Below are 20,614 nucleotides of genomic sequence, written 5' to 3'. Positions count from 1 at the left end.
CCATAGACCGATCCCGGATTACGCTTCGCTCCATCCGGGCTACGGAGCTGATCGCCGTCATTCCCCGCGAAGGCGGGGAATCCAGTACGCCGCGGCCTCTCGACTCAACTACGACTGTCTCTGGAATACTGGATCGCCCGGTCAAGCCGGGCGATGACAGCGCATCTGCGGAGAGTGATAGTCCCGCGAACTCGCGCCTCACGCCCCGTTGAGGAATTGCAGCGGGTCGACCGGGGATGATCCCTTGCGGATCTCGAAGTGAAGCTGCGGCGAAGTCACCTCTCCCGACTGGCCCGACTTGGCAATCACCTGACCGCGCTTGATCGTATCGCCGCGCTTCACGAGCAGCTCACTCGCATGGGCATATGCGGTGACGTAGCCGTTGGAGTGCCGCACCAGGACCAGATTGCCATAACCCTTCAGTTCGTTGCCGGAATAGGCGACGACGCCATCCTCGGCGGCCTTCACCGGCGTGCCCTCCGGCACCGCAAGGTTGATGCCGTCATTGGACTTGCCGTTGGTCTTGGCGCCATAGCCGGTGATCACCTTGCCGCGGGCCGGCCAGCGGAAGGTCGGCAACGAGCTGGTGGTCTCGCTCGGCTTGACCGCCACCGGTTCGGCGACCGGAGCAGGCTGTTCGACATTCGCCGCGGGCTGGACCAGCCGGGCGCTTTGCGGCTGCGCGGTCGCAACCACCTTCGGTGCCGGAGCAGCCGGCACGGGAGCCGGTGCCAATGCGGGTGCCGGCGCTGCGGGCGCAGCCGCGGCCGTCTTGGCGCCCGGGACGGTCAATTTCATGCCAAGGCTGAGCTTGGCCGACTGATCGAGATGGTTGGCCTTCGCAAGCTCGGCCGGCGAGACGTGATGCTGGCGCGCGATGCTGTGCAGCGTGTCGCCCTTGTTGACGTAATGGACGCCTCCGGCAGTGGCTGCGACGGCGACCGGCTTGCTCACCGGCGGCGCGACAGCAGGTGCTGGCGCTGCCGCCACCGCAGCCGGGCGCGGGATGACAAGCTGCTGGCCGGGCGACAGCGCGCGCGGCCCCTTGTAGCCGTTGGCGCGCAGGATTTCGGCGGTCGAGACGTTGTAGCGCTTCGACAGCACTTCCAGCGTATCGCTGGTGCCGACGATGATCGTGGTGCCGCCGTGGCCTGCGGGCGCGCGCGCCACCGACTGCGGCACGGTCCCCGTGGCCTCAAGGCGCGGCGGTTGTTGTGGCGGCGCATAGGATGCCACGCCCCGCCCGCCTCCTGACACGCCGGAGTTGGAGACCGGATAGGATTGCGGCGCAGCAACCGGCGGCGGCAGCGGCTGGGATTGATAGGACTGCGACTGCGAATACGGCGATTGCGGCCGCGCATATTGCGGCAGCTCACGCCGCTCGACCGGCTGCTGCGGCACCGAGCCGGTCGCCTGAGGCTCGAAGGCGAAGGGATTGTTGGAATAGGAGTTTTGCGAGAAGCGCGTCGACATGTCGCCGCTGCACCCGGCAAAACCGACCGACATCAGCGCCAGCACCGCCACATGCGGGACGCGGCGCGAGCGAAGCAACTCGACGACAGCGGACATGGTTACTCACTCGTACGCAACAAAATACTGTTTTGAGTAAACACGTACCGAGTAAACAAGCGCTTAACCTTCGGAATAAGGTATTGGCGCGAGGCAGCAATCCCCAGACTCTACAGTTCCCGCGCCACCCCCGGCAGGGCCGGCACGAAGCGCACGTCGACCAATTCCTTGCGCTCGAAGCCGGTCTCGGTCCTGATCACCCGGACCAGCGTCTGGGTACCATGGTGTGGGCCGACCGGCGCGATCAGGATGCCGCCGACCTCGAGCCGCTGCAAAAGCTTCTCCGGAATCTGCTCCATCGCGGCGGTGACGATGATGCGGTCGAAATCGCCGGCGCCGGCGGGCACGTCGAAGCCATCGCCGAGCATGACCTCGATATTGTAATAGTCGAGCTTCTCCAGCCGCTGGCGGGCGGTATCGGCCAATGTCCGGTACCGCTCGATCGTCAGCACATGCTTGCACAGCCGCGAGAGGACCGCGGCATGGTAGCCGGAGCCGGTGCCGATCTCGAGCACCCGGTGCTCCCGGTTGAGCTGGAGCTGTTCGGTCATGTAGGCGACGACGAAGGGCTGGCTGATGGTCTGCCCGCAGGCGATGCCGAGCGCGCTGTCGCGGTAGGCATGGTCGCGGTCATTGGCCGCGACAAAGCGCTCGCGCGGCACCTCCTCCATCGCACGAAGCACCGACTGGTCGCTGATGCCGCGCCGCCTCAGCGCGAGCTGAAACATCATTTTCTCGGGCGGCTCAGATGTGCTGGCCATAGCGGGTCTCGTAAGCTTGCTGCGCGGCACGGTTGCCGAGCACGATCCTAGCCGATTAATGCCACACCAACTCGAAATCCCGCGTTGAGGAAAATTTCCCTCACGATCGCGTTCCCTCCCCGGAACCATAGCCATGACGCGGCGTTGGCGAGCAAGTATTTTATTCCCCATATGATCGGCGACGACGCACGATCGAGGCTCTGTGAGGCGAGCATGAGCGCGAACGTTTACGTTGCGCCTGCGGGAGATATTTGCGAACGTGGCGCGGGGACAGGCAAGGATTCCGACATGACTACCGCACGGCCTGAGGGCTGTTCTGTGTTTCTCGTCGAAGACGAGGTCATGATCCGGATGATGGTCGCCGACATGCTGGAAGAGCTGGGTCACAGCGTGGCGGCCGAGGCCGGGGAAATCTCAGAAGCGGTCAAGCTCGCGCAGTCGACCGAGTTCGACCTCGCGATCCTTGATGTCAATGTCAACGGCAAGGTGATCACACCCGTCGCCGAACTGATCAACGCGCGCAACCGTCCCTTCATTTTCGCGACCGGCTATGGCTCTTCGGGCCTGCCGGAGGAATATCGCGATCGCCCCGCGCTGCAGAAGCCATTCCAGCTTGAAACGCTCGCCCAACTGATCGACAGCACGCTCAAGAGCGCACCGGTCTAGCATTCACAAGGCAAATCCGTAGCCCGGATGGAGCTATTTCAGCGTCGACGTCAGCGCTTCCGAGAATGCCTCATCGGTGCGGTCGAGCCGCAGCGGCGTGACCGACACGTAGCGCGCCGCAAGCGCCGCGAGATCGGTGCCTTCCGCCGGCGTGTCCATCATCGCCGTGCGCTCAAAACCGATCCAGAAATAGGGATTGCCGCGGCCATCGCGGCGCTCATCGATCTTCAGGAAACCGAGATTGCGCTTGCCCTGCCGGGTGACGCGGATGCCCTTGACGTCCTCCGGCACGCAGGCCGGGAAATTGACATTGATCACCGTGTTCTTGGGAATGCCGGCATCCATCACCTTGCGCACGATGTCGGGACCGAATTGCAGCGCGGTGTCCCAGAGCGGCTTTTCACGGGTCTCGAGGCTGAATTCCTGCGACAGCGCAAATGACGGCAGGCCCAGTATGGTGCCCTCGAGTGCGCCGGCGATGGTGCCGGAATAGACCACGTCCTCGGCGACGTTGCGGCCCTTGTTGACGCCCGACAGCACGAGATCCGGCAGTTTGGGACCGAGGATATGGCGTGCGCCCATGATCACGCAGTCCGTCGGCGTCCCCCGGACGGCAAAGTGGCGCGGACCGATCTCGCGCAGCCGCAAGGGATCGTTCAGCGACAGCGAATGCGACACGCCGGACTGGTCGAGCTCCGGAGCCACGATCCAGACGTCGTCGGACAAACTGCGCGCGATCTGCTCGACGACCTTCAACCCCGGCGCGTGGATGCCGTCATCATTGGTGCAGAGAATTCGCATCCGTTCAAAATGCCCTGTTCGATCGCCTGTCTTGCCAAAGGTCTTAACCGGCAAACGCCGCAGAGGCAAACCCCGGCGATTTGCGGGTTGTTACCGCTTCATCCGGACACGCCAGGGACGCAGGAATTTGGCGCTGCCGGCGATCCGAAGCTGAAATCCTGTGGTTTTCTGCGGTGGCGGCTCACCGGCTCCAGTGGTCGCTACCTCCACTTTCCCGGCGACCGGCGGCGGCTCGGCCGCCGAATCGACCTCAGCGGTTACAGGCGGTTTCGTGTGGCGCTGCCGCGCGACCCAAAGCCCTTTGCCAAAATCGACCGGATCGAACCATGTCTGCGCGCCCAGATCGCCCGCGAGCCCCTCGTCCCAGAGCCGTGCGATCTCGATATCGAACTTTCCGCCGTGCCGTTGATCGATCAGTTGCATCCCGAAACCGGTGACGGCCCACTGCCGTCCGATCCAGTAGATGTCGCGATGCAGCGCCATCTTGCAGGTTCACTTCACTTGTCGTGCTCGATCACTTTCAAGCCGCCCATATAGGGCTGCAGCACGTCGGGAACGGCAATCGAGCCGTCCTGCTGCTGATAGTTTTCCATCACGGCGATCAGCGCTCGGCCGACCGCGGTGCCGGAGCCGTTCAGCGTGTGCACGAAGCGTGGCTTGCCGTCACTGGGGCGGTAGCGCGCATCCATTCGCCGGGCCTGGAAATCGCCGCAGACCGAGCAGCTCGAGATCTCACGATAGGCGCCGCCATCGCCCTGACTTGAGAATTGTCCTGGCATCCACACTTCGATGTCGTAGGTCTTCTGCGCGGAGAAGCCCATGTCGCCGGCGCACAGCGTCATCACGCGATAATGCAGGTCGAGCTGGCGCAGCACTTCCTCGGCGCAAGCCAGCATGCGCTCATGCTCGTCGCGACTGGTCTCAGGCGTCGTGATCGAGACCAGCTCGACCTTCGTGAACTGGTGCTGGCGGATCATGCCGCGCGTGTCGCGGCCGGCGGCGCCCGCTTCGGCGCGGAAGCAGGGCGTGAGCGCGGTCAACCGCATCGGCAGCTCTTTTTCGTCGACGATGGATTCGCGGACGAGATTGGTCAGCGAGACCTCGGCGGTCGGGATCAGTCCGAGACGCTCGCTCTTCAGCCGCTCTTCACCGGCAGTCAGCAATTCGCCCTTGATCGCCCAGAACTGGTCGTCCTCGAATTTCGGCAATTGCCCGGTGCCGAACATCACCTCGTTGCGCACCAGGAGCGGCGGATTGATTTCGGTGTAGCCGTGCTCATTGGTGTGCAGGTCGAGCATGAATTGCCCGATCGCCCGCTCCAGCCGCGCCAATCCCTTCTTCAGCACGACGAAGCGCGCGCCCGACAATTTCGCGGCCGCTTCGAAATCCATGTTGCCGAGAGCGCCGCCGAGATCGTCATGCGGCTTCGGCGCAAAACCGTACTGTCGCGGCGCGCCGAAGAGGTGGTGCTGCACGTTGCCGTGCTCGTCGACGCCATCAGGCACATCGTCCGCGGGCAAGTTCGGAAGCGCGGCGAGTTGCGTGTTCAATTCCTCATCGGCCACCTTCGCGGCGGCCTCGAGCTCCGGCAGCGAGGTCTTGAGCTCCGCGACTTCAGCCATCAGCTTCGCCGCGCGCGTCTCGTCCTTGGCTTTCTTGGCTTCGCCGATCTCCTTGGACGCCGCATTGCGCCGTGCCTGCGCCTGCTCGGACGTCAGAATTGCCGCGCGGCGTTTCTCGTCGATCGCAAGCAACGACGGCGACAGGGGCGCAAACCCGCGCCGTTTCATTCCGACGTCGAAAGCCTCGGGATTGTCGCGGATCGCTTTGATGTCGTGCATGACCACATTCCTACGTCATGGCCGGGCTTGTCCCGGCCATCCACGCCTCGATTGCAAGGTCTGTAAAAGACGTGGATGCCCTGGACAAGCCCGGGCATGACGAATAACGCCCTACTCGGCCGGATTGGTGGCGCTGGGTGTGCCGCCGGCCGAGGTTCGGGCGGCGGCTGCCTTCTTCTCCACCACGCGCACGGCGATGATGGCGCCCTCGTAGAGCGCCAGCAAGGGGATCGCGAGCGAGGCCTGGCTCAGCACGTCCGGCGGGGTCAGGACCGCGGCAATGATGAAAGCGATGACGATGAAATAGCGCCGCTTCTCGCGCAGCATCTGCGAGGTCACGATGCCGATGCGGCCAAGCAGCGTCAGGATCACCGGGAGCTGGAAGGCGATGCCGAAGGCGAAGATCAGCGACATCATCAGCGACAGATATTCGCCGACCTTCGGCAGAAGCTGGATCTGCGCGGTCTCCGCGCCGCCCATCTGCTGCATGCCCAGCGAGAACCGCACCAGCATCGGCAGCACCACGAAATAGACCAGCATCGCGCCGGCCACGAAGAACACGGGAGTGGCGATCAGATATGGCAGGAACGCGTTGCGCTCGTGCCGATAAAGCCCGGGCGCCACGAACTTGTAGATCTGGGTTGCGACGATCGGGAACGAGATGAAGCCGGCGCCGAACAGCGCAAGCTTGAGCTGGGTGATGAAATATTCCAGCAGCGCGGTGTAGATGAATTTCGAGTTCTCAGGCCCGGCGACCCAGACGAACGGCCACACCAGCACGTTGTAGATCTGCTTGGCGAAGAAGAAGCAGAAGATGAAGGCCACGCCGAATCCAAGCAGCGCCTTGATCAGCCGCGAGCGCAGCTCGATCAAGTGGTCCATCAACGGCGCCTTGCTGGCTTCGATGTCTTCGGCGCTCATGACGCTTTGGCGCTCTTTTGCACGTCGGGCACCTCAGGCGTGTCCTGCGGCGTTGCCGGCTGCGGCTCAGCCTCTTTGACAATCGCGAGCGGCTCGTTCGCCGCCGCGTGCGCTTCGGCTTCCACAAAGGTCTCCGGCGTAGGTGCGGCCGGCGTCGTTGGAATTACCGGCGTATCACCCGGCGATGCCGGCGGCAGAGCGGCCGGCGCATCCGCAGGCTTGGCCTCCGCGGGCTTCTCGATGTCGCCGATCTGCAGGGCGTCGTTCACGTCCTTCTGCAGTGACGTCATGACATTCCCGCTGGTAATGCCCGTGGCGGCTTCCCTGACGTCGTCAAAGCCCTTCTTGAGCTCGGCCATCTCGGCCTCGCGCATGGCTTCCTGGAACTGGCCCTGGAATTCAGCAGCCATCCGGCGTGCCTTGCCCATCCACTGGCCCACCATCCGGAGCACGCCGGGGAGTTCTTTCGGGCCGATGGCGATCAGCGCGACGACCGCGATGACGACCAGTTCACTCCACCCGATGTCGAACATGAAAGATTCCGCTCACGCGCGCAAACAACCCCGGCCCTTGTAACAGGATTTGGGGTCGCACGTGTTTTTTCTCAACGAACGTCCATAGCGTTTTCAAGCGACGTGGTCACCGGTTCGCGTGAAGAAAACGCGTCAGACAAGCCTTAGACAGCCTTGCTGCCGACGTCCGACCGTGCTGCCGACGGCGCCGCATTGTGATCAATGGACTTCACCGGCTCGGCGGGCTTTTCTGCAGTCTTGTCATCGTCCTGCATGCCCTTCTTGAAGGCCTTGATGCCCTGCGCGACATCGCCCATCAGGTCGGAAATCTTGCCGCGGCCAAACAGCAGCAGGACCACTGCGATCACGACGATCCAGTGCCAAATGCTAAGCGAACCCATCCTGCAAACCCTCCAAACGTGACCGGCGCACCGGCCTAAGCTTCGAGCGGAAAGTAGGCCCGCAGGGCGTCAAAAACAAGGACTCAAGCCGCGGCAAATCGCTGTCGCGGCTACGCAATATTGCTACCGCTAACCTGCGGCGTTCCGGCTGCGGGGGTCAGGCTGAATCCTTGCCATCACCCTCTGAAGGGCCACCGCCCTCTGAATCCGAATCCTTGCCGCCGCCCTCTTCGGGCTCGGCAACCGGCGCCAGGAACAGTTCCAGATTGTCGCCGGGCTCGAGCGGATCCTCGTCCTCGCGAAGCGTCGGATCGTCCGATGGCGTCGGAACATTGAAGCCGGACGGCAGGCGCGAATCCAAAAGACCGGTTCCCTTCAGCTCGTCGAGACCGGGCAGGTCGCCGAGCGCCTCCAGGCTGAACTGCGAGAGGAACGCTTCCGTCGTGCCGAAGGTGAGCGGCCGTCCCGGCGTCTTGCGGCGCCCGCGGGGGCGGATCCAGCCGGTTTCCAGGAGCACGTCGAGCGTGCCCTTGGAGGTGACCACGCCGCGGATCTCCTCGATCTCGGCGCGGGTCACCGGCTGGTGATAGGCGACGATCGCCAGCACCTCGATCGCCGCGCGCGAGAGTTTCTTCGTCTCCGTGGTCTCGCGCGTCATCAGCCAGGCGAGATCGCCTGCGGTGCGGAAGGTCCATTTGTTGGCGACACGCACCAGATTGACCCGCGCGGGCGTATTCCGCCTGCAGTTGCGCCAGCGCGGCCTTGACGTCGACGCCCTCGGGCATGCGCTTGGCCAGGGTGGCCTGGTCGATCGGCTCGGCGGAGGCGAACAGCAGGGCTTCCAGAAGCCGCAATTCCTCGGGCCGCGCCTGCGGATCGGTGACGTGCTCCTCGGCATCTTCCATGCGCTTTTCCGCCAGGCTTGCCATGGCTCGGTCTCCTTCTTCCACTTACTCAGCCGTAATGTCCGGCGCGGTGGCACCGGGCACTTGCGGCAAACGCTTACGAAAATAGAGCGGCGCAAACGCTCGGCTCTGGTTCAGCTCCATCTCGCCTTCCCGCACCAATTCCAGCGCGGCGGCGAAACTCGACGCGAACACGGTCGCCCGCTGCGACGGTTCGACGACGTAGTCCATCAGGAATTCGTCGAGGCAATTCCAGTGCTCGTTATCGGCCGCACCGACGAGGCGTTCCAGCGAGGCGCGCGCTTCGGCAAGCGACCACACCGTGCGCTTGGTCAGATGCACGCTGGCCAGCACCCGCTGCTGGCGCTGCACGGCGTAAGCCGTGAGCAGGTCGTAGAGCGTCGCGGTGAATTTCGGATGCTTGATCTCGGCGATGGACTCCGGATTGCCGCGCGGAAAGATATCGCGCTGGAACTGCGGCCGGTTCATCAGCCGGTTCGCCGCTTCCCGGATCGCCTCGAGCCGCCGCAGCCGGTTGGCAAGCGCGGTCGCCATCTCCTCGGCGCTCGGCCCTTCCGCTGCGGGCGGCTCCGGCAACAACAGCCGCGATTTCAGGTAGGCGAGCCAGGCCGCCATGACCAGATAATCGGCGGCAAGCTCCAGCCGGATCTTCCGCGCCGCCTCGATGAACTGCAGGTACTGGTCCGCGAGCGCCAGGATCGAGATCTTGGACAGGTCGACCTTCTGCTGCCGCGCGAGCGTCAGCAGGAGGTCGAGCGGGCCCTCATAGCCGCCGACGTCGACCACCAGCGCCGGTTCGTCCTCGCTGATTTCAGCCGGCCGGCCGGTCTCAAACGACAGAATTTCCGCGGTCATGCCGTACCTACTTGTCCTATCAAGGCATCCAGTTCGGCCCGTGCCGCCAGCCGGTCGAACGGAAGCGGCGGTTTCCGTGCTGCCAGCGCGCGCTTGGCGCGCTCCAGCGCCTCGCCGGTCAGTTCCGGCGTTTCGCGCGCAACTTCGCGCATCTCGTCGAGCTTGCCGTTGCAGTGCAGGACCATGTCGCAGCCTGCGCTAATGATCGCCCGGGTCCGCTCGGCGATCGATCCCGAGAGCGCGTTCATGGACACGTCATCACTCATTAACAAACCCTGGAACCCGATACCGTCGCGAATCACCTGTTGGATGATTGTCGCAGAAGTCGTCGCCGGTTGGGCGGGGTCCAGCGCGCTAAACACAACATGTGCAGTCATGGCCATCGGCAGATCGGCAAGCGGCCGGAATGCCGCAAAGTCGGTCCGTTCCAGTTCGGACCTGGCCGTATCAACCGTCGGCAGCCGGAAATGGGTGTCCGCCGTTGCCCGTCCATGACCTGGTATATGTTTCAGCACCGGTAAAATACCACCCTGCTCTAATCCGTCCGTCACGGCGCGGGCAATGGCGGCCACCTTGGCTGGATCGGTTCCATAGGCGCGGTTGCCGATCACGGCGTCGGCGCCTTCGACCGGCACGTCCGCCAGCGGCAGGCAGTCGACGGTGATCCCGAGATCCGCCAGATCGGCGGCAATCAGCCTCGCGCTGAGCCGCGCGGCGGCAAGCCCGAGCTGCGAATCGCGATCGTACAGCGCACCAAACGCCGCCCCGGCGGGATAGACGGGCCAATGCGGCGGTCCAAGCCGCTGAACCCGGCCGCCCTCCTGGTCGATCAGGACCGGCGCCTCAGGTTGACCTACGACTGAACGGCATTCACGAACAAGTGCAGATACTTGATCGGGGGTTTCGACGTTCCGTTTGAACAGGATGAAGCCCCACGGCCGTTCGGCGCGAATGAACTCGCGCTCGGCATCGGTCAGCTCAAACCCGGATACGCCCGTGATGAATGCTCGGTTTACCATGCGGCCGATTAGGCCGCATGTATCCCGAGCGTCAAGGAAACCGCCGTTAATTCCTTTGGATGAGGCACTGCGGCCCGCCGGCAGCCTTCAGGCTGCTGCAAACCTGCGTCGCCTGATCCAGGGAGCTGAACGGACCGGCAAACGCCCGGTAGTACACTCCCTTCTCGCCGAGATCGACGCGCTTCACGAGCAGCGACTGCGAGCCGAGCACGCTTGGATACTTGCCCTGCAGCGCCTTGTAGGAGGCCTGCGCATCCGCCTCGTTCCGTTGCGAGGAGACCTGAACCACATACCCTCCGCTGCTCACGCTCGCGGTGGGATTGGTCGAAGCGACACGGGTCGGCGCCGGATCGGGCTGCGGCGCGCCGGGTGCCAGCGACATCGGCGTGTTGGCGCTCGCATTGGCCGAGGCTGGGTTGCCATGGGACGGGGTCACCGACGCAGTCCGCATGACAGGCGCTGACTTGGCTGGCGGAGGCGGCGCCGACGCCGGCACGCCGGCATCTGCCGAATCGCCCTTGACCGAAAGCGTCCGGATCCGCCGCGGCTCATTGTTAGGCAGCGTACCGCTCGTGGTCAGCGGCGAAGCTGCCGAGGGAGCGACGCTCGCCACCGGCGGTGGGTTGGCATTCTGGTTCAACGGCGGAAACACCACGCGGGGACCGGTATTGGAGGTGACGTCGACCGGCGTCTCCTCACGCGAGATGAGCTTTTCCGTGCCGTTGCCGGACGCCATGCGGTCTGGCGCCTTGCCGGCACCGTCAGGCTGCGACATGATCTTGGTCGGGCTGTTATCGGCCTTGATGATCGGCGGCTCGCCGCTGCGGGGCGACCCCACATAGGTCCGGTAGCCAAAGGCTGCGCCGGTGCCCACCACCGCGAGCGCTAGCACGGCCCCTACCGTCATCAGTCCGCTGCTACGCTTCCGCGGCGGAGGCTCCTCGTCTTCGTAAGCGGCGCTCTGATAGGCGTAGGGATCGTCGGGATACGCCGCTTCGCGCTGAAAATCCTGCTCGCCGGCTTCGATCTGGCCATAAAGCGCATCGTCGTAGCGCGACGGATCAAGCTGCTGCGCCGGCTCCTCGAACGGCAACTCCTCGCGATATTCCGGCACCGGCGCGCGATATTCTGGCGTCGGCACCGGCGCCGCTGCGTGCTGCGCGGTGTAGCGATGCAGCGGGTGCACGGCGCTCGGCTGAATATCCGGCTCTTCGTAGTCCTCCGATGGCGCTGCATAGTCCTGCGACGGCGCAGCATATTGCTGCGGCGGCGCGACCTCATGGCGGGCGCGCTGCATCCAGGGCGGTGGGCTGGCCGGCAGGTCCACCTCCTCATCATAGCCTGCGGCTGATAGGTCTGCGGCCGGACATTGGCCCGCGACTGCAGCGGATGCGGCGCCGGCTGCGGCTTGGGCGGAGTGGTGGCAAACGGATCGGCTTGTCCGATCAGCCGTGCCAGTTCGGCCAGCGGGTCGTTTTCGGCCCGACCCGTGGCATTGGTGCCGCGATCGTAGTCGAGATCGGCGGGAAAAATTCGGTTTTGATATCGATCAGCCATCGTGATCTTGCATCCCCTTCGGGACAGCGCCAAGTCGCCTGCAACTTCCTGGTGCGAACGAGTTGGTCCCTGCCAAGTACCCCCACGATCCCCATCGCGAGAGGCTTCGCCCCTGCTGCTACCGCATCTCGGTTAGGGCGTGGACGCCTAGAACAGCTAGACCCGATGCCAGAACCGAGACGACGCCCTGAACCATTGCCAGTCGCGCCCTTGTGATCTCTGCATCATTATTCATAATGAAGCGTAAATAGGGCAGATCGCCTCCTTTGTTCCACAGCGCGTGGAACTCGCTGGCCAAATCATACAGATAAAAGGCGATCCGGTGCGGCTCGTGTGCGACGGCCGCAGCCTCGATCATGCGCGGATAGAGCGCCAACTGCTTGAGCAGGCTGAGTTCTGCCGGATCGGACAGCCGCTCGAGCGCCGCCCCCGAAAGATAGTCCCGCCGCGCGCCGTCCTCGTCCGGCAGATCGGGCAAAACCTCCTGCCGCGCGTTACGGAAGACCGAATGGCCGCGGGCATGCCCATACTGGACGTAGAACACGGCATTGTCCTTGGTCTGCTCGATCACCTTGGCGAGGTCGAAATCGAGCACGGCGTCGTTCTTGCGGAACAGCATCATGAAGCGCACCGCGTCCGAGCCGACCTCGTCGACGACTTCGCGCAGCGTCACGAACTCGCCGGCGCGCTTCGACATCTTCACCGGCTCGCCGTCGCGCAGCAGCCGGACGAGTTGCACGATCTTCACGTCGAGCTCCGCCTTGCCGGCGCTCACGGCCTTCACCGCCGCCTGCATGCGCTTGACGTAGCCGCCATGGTCGGCGCCGAACACATCGATCAGATTGTTAAAGCCGCGCTCGAACTTGTTGCGATGGTTGGCGATATCCGACGCGAAATAGGTGTAGGTACCGTCCGACTTGATCAATGGACGATCGACATCGTCGCCATAGGCGGTGGCACGGAACAGCGTCTGCTCGCGGTCCTCGTAATCCTCGACCGGCTTGCCTTTCGGCGGCGGCAGACGTCCCTCGTAGATGTCACCCTTGTCACGCAGGAAATCGATGGTCTCGGCGACCTTGTTGTTGCCGGTCTCGATCAGCGAGCGTTCGGAGAAGAACACGTCGTGCTTGATGTTGAGCGCGGCGAGATCGTCCTTGATCTCAGCCATCATCATCGCGATCGCCTTGTCGCGCACGATCGGCAGCCAGGCGGCCTCGCGCATCGAAAGCAGCTTGTCGCCGTATTCCCTGGCAAGCGCCTGCCCCACCGGCTTCAAATAGTCGCCGGGATAAAGCCCCTCCGGGATCGCGCCGATGTCCTCGCCGAGCGCCTCGCGGTAGCGGAGATAGGCCGAGCGCGCGAGCACGTCGACCTGCGCGCCGGCGTCGTTGACGTAATATTCGCGCGTGACGTCGAATCCTGCGAACTCCAGCAGGCTGCAAAGCGCATCGCCGAACACCGCGCCGCGGCAATGGCCGACGTGCATCGGTCCGGTCGGGTTCGCCGAGACGTACTCGACATTGACCTTCTCGTTGCCGCCCATCGCGCTGCAGCCAAAGCCCACCCCCTCGCGCAGGATCGTGCGCAGCTCGCCGATCCAGACGTGCGGCTTCAAGGTGAGATTGATGAAGCCGGGACCTGCGACGTCGACGGACGCCACCAGTTCGTCTTCCCGCAGCTTCGCCGCGATCTTCTCGGCGAGATCGCGCGGCTTGGCCTTGGCCTCCTTTGCCAGCACCATTGCGGCGTTGGTCGCCATGTCGCCATGGCTGGCCTCCCGCGGCGGCTCGACCACAATGCGCGAAAAATCGGTGCCTTCAGGCCATTGGTCCTCAGCCGCGAGCGCGGCACAGATCGCCCGCACGCGCGCGAGCACATCGGCAAAAAGGTGCGAAGAAGCAGGTTTGTCGGCCATGGGCGCCGCCTAACGCAAATCCGGGGTCGAGTCAAAAAGCCTGTTATGCTCGATCAGGGCGTAGCGGTCGGTCATCCCGGCAATGAAATTACCGATCCGCCTGGCGCGTTCCGCCTCGGTCTCCGCCTCCCTGCCCTCCACCCACTCGGGCGGCAGGTCGCCCGGAGATTGCCGGTAGCGCGCGAACAGGTCGAACACGATCTGTTCGGCGTCGTCCATCACCCGCATCACCCGCTGGTGGCGGTACATCCGCTGCCAGAGGAAGGCCTTGATCTCCGCCTCCTCCTCGGCCACGGCCGGCGGAAACGCAATCAGCGGCCCATTGTGACGGCGCACGTCGTGAGCGGATTGCGGCTGTGCGGCCTCGAGCCGCCGGCTCGCCTCGGCGAATACCGCGCTGATGAAATGCGAGATCAATTCGCGCACCAGTTCCGCGCCGCGCCGGACTTCGTCCAGACCGGGATAGTGCCGGTCGATTTCCGCGATGATCTCAGCGGTCAACGGCATCACCTTGAGTTCGTCGACCTTGAACAGCCCCGCGCGCAGGCCGTCATCGATGTCGTGGGCATCGTAGGCGATGTCGTCGGCGAAGGCCGCGACCTGGGCTTCGAGCGAGGCAAAGCTCCATAGCTCCATGTCGTAGGTCTTGTTGTAGTCGGAAATACCGATGGGGATGCCGCCTGTCTCGCGGTAGCGTCCGGCCGGCGCACCGTCGCGCTCGGTCAGCGGGCCGTTGTGCTTGACGATGCCCTCAAGCGATTCCCAGGTGAGATTGAGCCCGTCGAATTCCGGATAACGGTGCTCCAGCGCAGTGACCATGCGCAGCGTCTGCGCGTTGTGATCGAAGCCGCCATGGGGTTTCAGGCACCCGTCCAGCGCCCGCTCGCCGGCATGGCCGAACGGCGGGTGTCCGAGGTCATGCGCCAGCGCCAAGGTCTCCGTCAGGTCCTCGTCCAGCCCGAGCTGGCGAGCCAGCGCACGGGCGATCTGTGCAACTTCCAGCGAATGGGTCAGCCGCGTGCGATAGTGGTCGCCCTCGTGGAACACGAAGACCTGGGTCTTGTACTTCAGCCGCCGGAATGCAGTGGAATGGATCACCCGGTCGCAATCCCGGCGGAAGGCGCTGCGGGTCTTGCTCGGGGCCTCCGCGAACAGCCGCCCGCGGCTGCGATCGGGGTCGCAGGCATAGGGCGCGCGGGGGGCAGCCATTCCGACCGACACGGTTTTTTAGTCCTTATCCATTTGATTCCGCTTCCTTCCGCACTTAACTATGGTGAGGGCGGGATACCAAATGAAATGGGTATGACGCTGCGAGCATGATCCGGAAAAGTGGATACCGGTTTTCCCTCGCGACAAACGCGGAGCGTCTGCGCGGAGATCATGCTCAAATGATAGGGCTTCGGAGCTTGCCATGACTGATTCTGTCACCATCACCGAGCGGGCCGCCCGCCGGATCGGTCAAATCCTCAAGAGCGAGGGTGACGGTGCGATGCTGCGCATTTCGGTCGAAGGCGGCGGCTGCTCCGGCTTCCAGTATAAGTTCGACGTCGACCGCGCCAAGGCGGAAGACGATCTCGTGATCTCCCGTGAGGAGGCGGTGGTGCTGGTCGATTCGGCGTCCGCGCCGTTCCTGGCGGGGTCCGAGGTCGATTTTGTCGACGATTTGATCGGCGCCTCGTTCCGCGTGGTGAATCCGAACGCGACCGCCTCCTGCGGCTGCGGCACCAGTTTCTCGATCTGATTTTTCTCTCAGCGGCTGGCGAACAGCGCCCGCGCGTTGCCGTGCGCGATCTTTGCGGCGATGTCGGGCGGTAGCTGATCGAGCCAGGCGCGGTAGCCGGCCATGATGTCGCCGTAGCTTGCCCAGCGTTCCGGCACCCAGGTGTCGGAGCCGAGCAAGAAGCGGTCGGGATAGCGCTCGAACAGCCGCCGCCATTCCGCCGTCAGCTTCCCTGCCCCGTCGACGATACCGCCGCGATAGGACAGCTCGCCCCACAGGTTCGGATATTTGCCGAGCATGGCGGCGACGCGATCGGTCGGCAGGCCAAAGCCGGTATGCGCCCAGATGATCCTGGCGCGCGGATTATGCCGCATCAGGATCTCGACGGCTTCCTGATCGGCGTGCGCGTGCAAATAGAGATCGTGGTCGACGGCGAAATCGACGGTCTTCTTCACCCACTCGGTGTCAGCCGCTTTGCCCGACAAATGGAATTCGCCGATACCGCGATAATAGCCGCGCTTGAACTCCTGCTGCACGAGGTCGAAGATCGCGGGATCGCCAAACCAGGTCTGGATGTCGGCACGCACGCGGTAGGGCCGCAGGAACGGCACCACCTCGAGGCCATCAGCCTTGGCATCGACCAGCGCATGCGTCCCGGTATTGGGACGGCTGGTCGCGATGATGCCGGTGATGCGGTGCTTCCTGAACAGCGCCAGCACTTCATCGAGCTTGTAGGTGGGCGTCGGCTCCCAATTGTAGTGCAGATGCGCGTCGAAGATCTCGATCGGCTCGGCCGCGCGGGTGGGTGCGCCGATCGTTGCGAACCACAGTGCGGCGGCAAATCCCGCCGCCCACATTGCACGGGGAAGCAGCATCACTCCGCCGCCACCACGTGCGGCCGATCCTCGCCACCTTCCTCCTGCGGCTCGAGCCTGCGGCGCAGCCGACGGTCGATGCGGTCGAGATAGATGTAGATCACCGGCGTGATGAACAGCGTCAGCAGTTGCGAGACACAGAGTCCGCCGACCACGGCCACACCGAGCGGCTGGCGCAGCTCGGCACCCGCGCCGGCGCCGAGTGCGATCGGCAGCGTGCCGAAGATCGCGGCAAAAGTCGTCATCATGATCGGACGGAAGCGCAAGAGTGCGGCTTCGCGGATTGCGTGTTCGGCGCTCAAGCCCACGCGACGACGCTCGAGCGCGAAGTCGACCATCATGATTGCGTTCTTCTTGACGATCCCGACCAGCATCACGATGCCGATCATGGCGATGACCGACAGCTCCATGTTGAACAGCATCAAAGTCAGGATCGCGCCGATACCGGCCGACGGCAGGCCGGAGATGATCGTGATCGGGTGGATGAAGCTCTCGTAGAGAATGCCGAGGATCACGAACGCCGCGAACACCGCGGCGAGGATCAGCACGCCCTGCCCCCGCAGCGAATCCTGGAACACCTGCGCGGTGCCGGAGAAGCCGGTCGCGATCGTCGCCGGCAGGTTCGAGCTCTGCTCCAGCGCCGTGATCTGGTCGACCGCATAACCCAGCGAAGTGCCGGGCGCGAGGTTGAACGAGATCGTCACCGCCGGCTGCTGGCCCTGGTGGTTGATCTGCAGTGGCCCGACCGACGGCACCAGCCTTGCGACAGCATCCAGCGGAATGGTCTGGCCGTTCCCCGTCTTCATGTAGAGCTTGGACAGATTGGACGGATCGACCCGGAACTCCGGCTGCACCTCCAGGATGATCTGGTAGTCGTTGGAGGGCATGTAGATGGTGCCGACCTGGCGCGCGCCATAGGCGTTGTAGAGCTGGTTACGCACCTGATCGACGGTGACGCCGTAGACCGCAGCCTTCTCGCGGTCGATGTCGACCGTCATCTGCGGGTTCTTGATGTAGAGATCGGTGGTGACGTCGAGCAGGCCCGGAATCTTCTCGATCTTGTCGCGCAGGTCAGGCGCGATCCGGTACAGCGACTCGGTATCACCGCTCTGCAGCACATATTGATACTGGCTCTTGGAGACGCGGCCGCCGATGTTGAGGTTCTGGACGCTCTGGAAGAATGCCTGCATGCCCGGGATGGCGCGGGCCTTCTGGCGCAGCCGTCCGATCACAACGCTAGCGTTGTCGCGCTCCTTCTGCGGCTTCAGTGCGATGAACAGGCGGCCGTAATTCGCGGTCGGGTTGGGGCCGCCGGAACCGACGGTCGAGTTGACGTAGTCGATCGCAGGGTCGGTCCGAAGCACGTCGACCAGCGCCTGCTGGCGCACCTTCATCGCTTCGAATGACGTGTCGGTCGCAGCCTCGGTCACGCCGATCAGGAAGCCGGTGTCCTCCTGCGGGAAGAAGCCCTTCGGCACGATCATGTAGAGATAGAAGGTGCCGGCGAGCGTCGCCAAGGTGACCGCGAGCATCAGCGCCTTTTTCGCCAGCACCCAGTCGAGCGCCCATTCATAGGCCCGCAGCAAGGCGTCGAACATCGCCTCGAACGCCCGCAGCACGACATTCGGGCGCTTGGTCTCGTCATGGGCGCGCAGCACGCGCGCGCACAGCATCGGCGTCAAGGTCAGCGAGACGAACCCGGACACGATGATCGCGATCGAGATCGTCACCGCGAATTCACGGAATACGCGGCCGACGATGCCGCCCATCAGGAGCACCGGGATGAACACGGCGATCAGCGAGAAGGTGATCGAGATGATGGTAAAGCCGATCTCGCGCGCGCCCTTCAGTGCCGCCTCGAACGGTCGCATGCCGCGCTCGATGTGGCGGACGATGTTCTCCAGCATGACGATGGCGTCGTCGACCACAAAGCCGACCGACAGCGTCAGCGCCAGCAGCGTCATGTTGTTGACGGAGTAATCCAACGCGTACATCGCGGCGAAGGTGCCGAGCAGCGAGATCGGGACCGCGAGCGCCGGAATGAAGGTGGCCCACAGCGACCGCAGGAACAGGAAGATCACCAGGATGACCAGCGCGATCGCGATCAGCAGGGTTTCCTCGACGTCGTTGACCGCCTGCCGGATCGAGACCGAGCGATCCATCATCACCTGCATGGTCACCGAGGGCGGGATCGAGGCACGCAGTGCCGGCAGCTTCGCCAGCACGGAATCGACCACCGCAACCGTATTGGCGTCGGGCTGCTTCTGGATCGCGAGCACGATCGCGCGCTCGTCGTTCAGCCAGGTCGCGACCTTGTCGTTCTCGACGCTGTCATAGACCTTTGCGATTTCATCGAGTCTGACCGGCGAGCCGTTACGCCAGGCGACATAGATCTGCCGGTAGTCGGCTGCCTTGTCCATCTGGCCGGAGGCCTGCAGCGCGACGTCCTGCTTCGGCCCGTTCAGCGTTCCGACCGGGGTCGAGGAATTCGCGCGCGACACCGCGGTCCTGATGTCCTCGAGCGACACCCCGCGCGCCGCCGCGGCCACGGGGTCGGCCTGGACCCGGATCGCGAATTTCTGAGCGCCGTAGATCAGGACCTGGGCGACGCCCGGAAGCTGCGACAGCGCCTGGCCGATGGTGATGTCGCCATACTCGTTGACGGCCGAGAGTGGCAGCGTCGCCGAGTTCAGTGAGATGAAGAGAATCGGGAAGTCCGCAGGGTTCACCTTGCGGAAGCTCGGCGGTGTCGTCATCTCGATCGGCAGCCGGCGCTGCGCGATCGTCAGCGCGGTCTGCACGTCGAGCGCCGCGGCATCGATGTTGCGGTTGAGATCGAACTGGATGGTGATGACGCTCGTGCCCTGCGAGGAGTTCGAGGACATCGAGGATATGCCCGCGATCGTCGAGAGCTGCCGCTCGATGATGCCGGCGACCGAGGCCGCCATGGTGTCGGCGCTCGCGCCCGGCAGGGTCGCGGTCACCGCAATGGTCGGGAAATCCACTTTCGGCAGCGCCGAGACCGGCAACAGGCGGAAGCCGAAGATGCCAAAGGCGATGATCGCCGCGGTGATCAGCGTCGTCATCACCGGTCGCCGGATGCAAAGTTCGGGCAGCGACATCGCTCACGCCCCGGCCTTGCGGGCGCGCGGCTCGGCCCGCGTGCCGTCCGACAACAGCAACTGGCCGTCGACGACGACGTCCTCGCCGCCGGAGAGCCCCTCGGCGATCACCGAGAAGCCGCCGAAGGTGCGGTCGACCTTGACCGGCATGACCTTGGCCACGCCGTCCTTCACGGCGAAGACATAGTTGCCGTTCTGGCTGCGCTGGACCGCGACTGTCGGAACCACCACGGCATCCTCGTTACGGATGATCAGCTTGGTCTGCACCAGAATGCCCGGCCACAGGGTCTCATTTCCATTGTCCATGATGCCGCGGACGGTCACCATGCCCGTGGTCGAGTCCACCGTGTTCTCGACCATCGCGACCTTGCCCTCTTCCGAGCGCTTGTGCCCGGGGACGGTCGCGATCACCTTGGAATCGCCTTTCGCCATCGCGTCGCGGAGGTCGACCAGCACGCGCTGCGGAATCGCGAAGGTCACGTAGACCGGCGCCATCTGGTTGATGGTCGCGAGCGGCTGGGTGTCGGCGGGGCGCACGAAATTGCCGACCTTCACATTGGCGGCGCTGATGCGGCCCGCGAACGGCGCGCGGATGACAGTGTAGCTTTTCTGGACCCGCAAATTTTCCAGTGCCGACTGGTCGGCCTTGATGGTTCCGATCAGGATGTCGGACTGGGTCTTGGCGTTGTCGACATTGACCTGGGTGGTCGCGCCCTTGGCGACGAGATCGTTGTAGCGGCGGAGATCGCGCTGCGCGCCCTCGAGCTGGGCCTGGTCCTTGGCCAGCACACCCTCCGCCTGCTCGATCTGGGCGTCGATTTGCCGCGCGTCGAGCGTGAACAAGAGGTCGCCTTCATTGACCTTGGCGCCGTCCTCGAAATGCACGCCAATGATCGTGGTCTCCAGCCGTGACTTCAGCGCCACGCTGGCAATCGGCGTCACTGTTCCGATGGCGTCGACATCGACGGGCACCGAACGCCGCTCCGCCTTGGCGAGCTCGACCGAAACCGCGCGCGGCCGCTGGGGCGCCTGCGCGCTCGCGCCACCACCGGCGAGCCACGAAGAGCGGGTGGCGTAGGCGGCCACGGCAACGATGCCGATGACGCCTGCAACGAGGATCAAATTTCTTTTCTTCATGCTTTTTGCTCGTCCG

At 64.3% G+C, this 20,614-nt stretch carries 18 protein-coding genes and 1 pseudogene; 2 read left to right on the top strand and 17 right to left on the bottom strand.

From position 1 onward, the window contains the following. Window positions 1-198: 198 nt before the first annotated feature. Both CWO89_RS13600 and CWO89_RS13595 read right to left on the bottom strand, forming a co-directional pair. Window positions 199-1,569 carry a peptidoglycan DD-metalloendopeptidase family protein gene (locus tag CWO89_RS13600; protein WP_130579171.1) on the bottom strand — a complete coding sequence of 457 codons (1,371 nt, stop codon included), beginning with the start codon at window positions 1,567-1,569 and terminating at the stop codon, window positions 199-201. 110 nt (window positions 1,570-1,679) lie between these two features. Beyond that, entirely contained in the window at window positions 1,680-2,330 is a 651-nt protein-coding gene (locus CWO89_RS13595; protein WP_207234475.1) for a protein-L-isoaspartate(D-aspartate) O-methyltransferase, read from the bottom strand. Window positions 2,331-2,618: 288 nt separating this feature from the next. Between CWO89_RS13595 and CWO89_RS13590 the strand changes: the two genes are divergently transcribed. Beyond that, on the top strand, window positions 2,619-2,996 hold the full coding sequence (locus CWO89_RS13590; RefSeq protein WP_028165592.1) for a response regulator: 378 nt from the start codon (window positions 2,619-2,621) through the stop codon (window positions 2,994-2,996). Window positions 2,997-3,029: 33 nt separating this feature from the next. Here the strand turns inward: CWO89_RS13590 and surE are convergent, their stop codons facing one another. From surE to CWO89_RS13530, 12 genes and pseudogenes are all read right to left on the bottom strand, one after another. After that, entirely contained in the window at window positions 3,030-3,797 is a 768-nt protein-coding gene (gene surE, locus CWO89_RS13585; protein WP_130579169.1) for a 5'/3'-nucleotidase SurE, read from the bottom strand. A gap of 90 nt (window positions 3,798-3,887) precedes the next feature. After that, window positions 3,888-4,280 (bottom strand): hypothetical protein, encoded by a 393-nt coding sequence (locus tag CWO89_RS13580; RefSeq protein WP_130579167.1) that lies wholly within the window; start codon window positions 4,278-4,280, stop codon window positions 3,888-3,890. Window positions 4,281-4,294: 14 nt separating this feature from the next. Further along, entirely contained in the window at window positions 4,295-5,638 is a 1,344-nt protein-coding gene (gene serS, locus CWO89_RS13575; protein ID WP_130579165.1) for a serine--tRNA ligase, read from the bottom strand. Between the two features lie 111 nt (window positions 5,639-5,749). After that, window positions 5,750-6,559, bottom strand: a complete 810-nt coding sequence (gene tatC, locus CWO89_RS13570) for a twin-arginine translocase subunit TatC (protein ID WP_130579163.1) — start codon at window positions 6,557-6,559, stop codon at window positions 5,750-5,752. Continuing rightward, complete coding sequence (tatB, locus tag CWO89_RS13565; RefSeq protein WP_130579161.1) at window positions 6,556-7,092, bottom strand: Sec-independent protein translocase protein TatB; 537 nt, start codon at window positions 7,090-7,092, stop codon at window positions 6,556-6,558. Before tatB ends, tatC begins: the two co-directional genes overlap by 4 nt. Before the next feature lie 143 nt (window positions 7,093-7,235). Then, window positions 7,236-7,472, bottom strand: coding sequence for a twin-arginine translocase TatA/TatE family subunit (locus tag CWO89_RS13560; RefSeq protein ID WP_130579159.1), 237 nt, complete (start codon window positions 7,470-7,472; stop codon window positions 7,236-7,238). 157 nt (window positions 7,473-7,629) lie between these two features. Further along, a pseudogene (scpB, locus tag CWO89_RS13555) lies at window positions 7,630-8,401 on the bottom strand (SMC-Scp complex subunit ScpB). Window positions 8,402-8,422: 21 nt separating this feature from the next. Beyond that, window positions 8,423-9,253 (bottom strand): segregation and condensation protein A, encoded by an 831-nt coding sequence (locus CWO89_RS13550; protein ID WP_130579157.1) that lies wholly within the window; start codon window positions 9,251-9,253, stop codon window positions 8,423-8,425. Next, complete coding sequence (gene nagZ, locus CWO89_RS13545) at window positions 9,250-10,272, bottom strand: beta-N-acetylhexosaminidase (RefSeq protein ID WP_130579155.1); 1,023 nt, start codon at window positions 10,270-10,272, stop codon at window positions 9,250-9,252. Before nagZ ends, CWO89_RS13550 begins: the two co-directional genes overlap by 4 nt. A gap of 46 nt (window positions 10,273-10,318) precedes the next feature. Next, window positions 10,319-11,599 carry an SPOR domain-containing protein gene (locus tag CWO89_RS13540; RefSeq protein WP_502702906.1) on the bottom strand — a complete coding sequence of 427 codons (1,281 nt, stop codon included), beginning with the start codon at window positions 11,597-11,599 and terminating at the stop codon, window positions 10,319-10,321. A gap of 348 nt (window positions 11,600-11,947) precedes the next feature. Then, window positions 11,948-13,744 (bottom strand): arginine--tRNA ligase, encoded by a 1,797-nt coding sequence (gene argS / locus CWO89_RS13535; RefSeq protein WP_130579153.1) that lies wholly within the window; start codon window positions 13,742-13,744, stop codon window positions 11,948-11,950. A 9-nt stretch (window positions 13,745-13,753) separates the two neighbouring features. Beyond that, the gene (locus CWO89_RS13530) at window positions 13,754-14,965 is read right to left on the bottom strand and encodes a deoxyguanosinetriphosphate triphosphohydrolase (RefSeq protein WP_130579151.1); all 1,212 of its coding nucleotides are present in this window, start codon (window positions 14,963-14,965) and stop codon (window positions 13,754-13,756) included. 190 nt (window positions 14,966-15,155) lie between these two features. Between CWO89_RS13530 and erpA the strand changes: the two genes are divergently transcribed. Further along, complete coding sequence (gene erpA / locus CWO89_RS13525; RefSeq protein ID WP_130579149.1) at window positions 15,156-15,485, top strand: iron-sulfur cluster insertion protein ErpA; 330 nt, start codon at window positions 15,156-15,158, stop codon at window positions 15,483-15,485. A gap of 8 nt (window positions 15,486-15,493) precedes the next feature. On the opposite strand, the gene CWO89_RS13520 is transcribed toward erpA, so the two are convergent. From CWO89_RS13520 to CWO89_RS13510, 3 genes are read right to left on the bottom strand one after another with little or no spacing between them, the layout of a single operon-like run. Beyond that, window positions 15,494-16,339: an amidohydrolase family protein gene (locus CWO89_RS13520; RefSeq protein ID WP_245476141.1), complete on the bottom strand. Its 846-nt coding sequence runs from the start codon at window positions 16,337-16,339 to the stop codon at window positions 15,494-15,496. Then, window positions 16,339-19,461, bottom strand: a complete 3,123-nt coding sequence (locus CWO89_RS13515) for an efflux RND transporter permease subunit (RefSeq protein ID WP_130579147.1) — start codon at window positions 19,459-19,461, stop codon at window positions 16,339-16,341. Before CWO89_RS13515 ends, CWO89_RS13520 begins: the two co-directional genes overlap by 1 nt. Window positions 19,462-19,464: 3 nt before the next feature. Beyond that, a complete protein-coding gene (locus CWO89_RS13510; RefSeq protein ID WP_130579145.1) occupies window positions 19,465-20,598 on the bottom strand; it encodes an efflux RND transporter periplasmic adaptor subunit in 1,134 nt (377 codons plus the stop codon). Window positions 20,599-20,614: the final 16 nt, after the last annotated feature.

Source organism: Bradyrhizobium sp. Leo170, from assembly GCF_004296405.1.
Taxonomy (GTDB): domain Bacteria; phylum Pseudomonadota; class Alphaproteobacteria; order Rhizobiales; family Xanthobacteraceae; genus Bradyrhizobium.
Note: the sequence above shows the minus strand (reverse complement) of the source record. Positions and strands in the feature narration are given on the sequence as shown.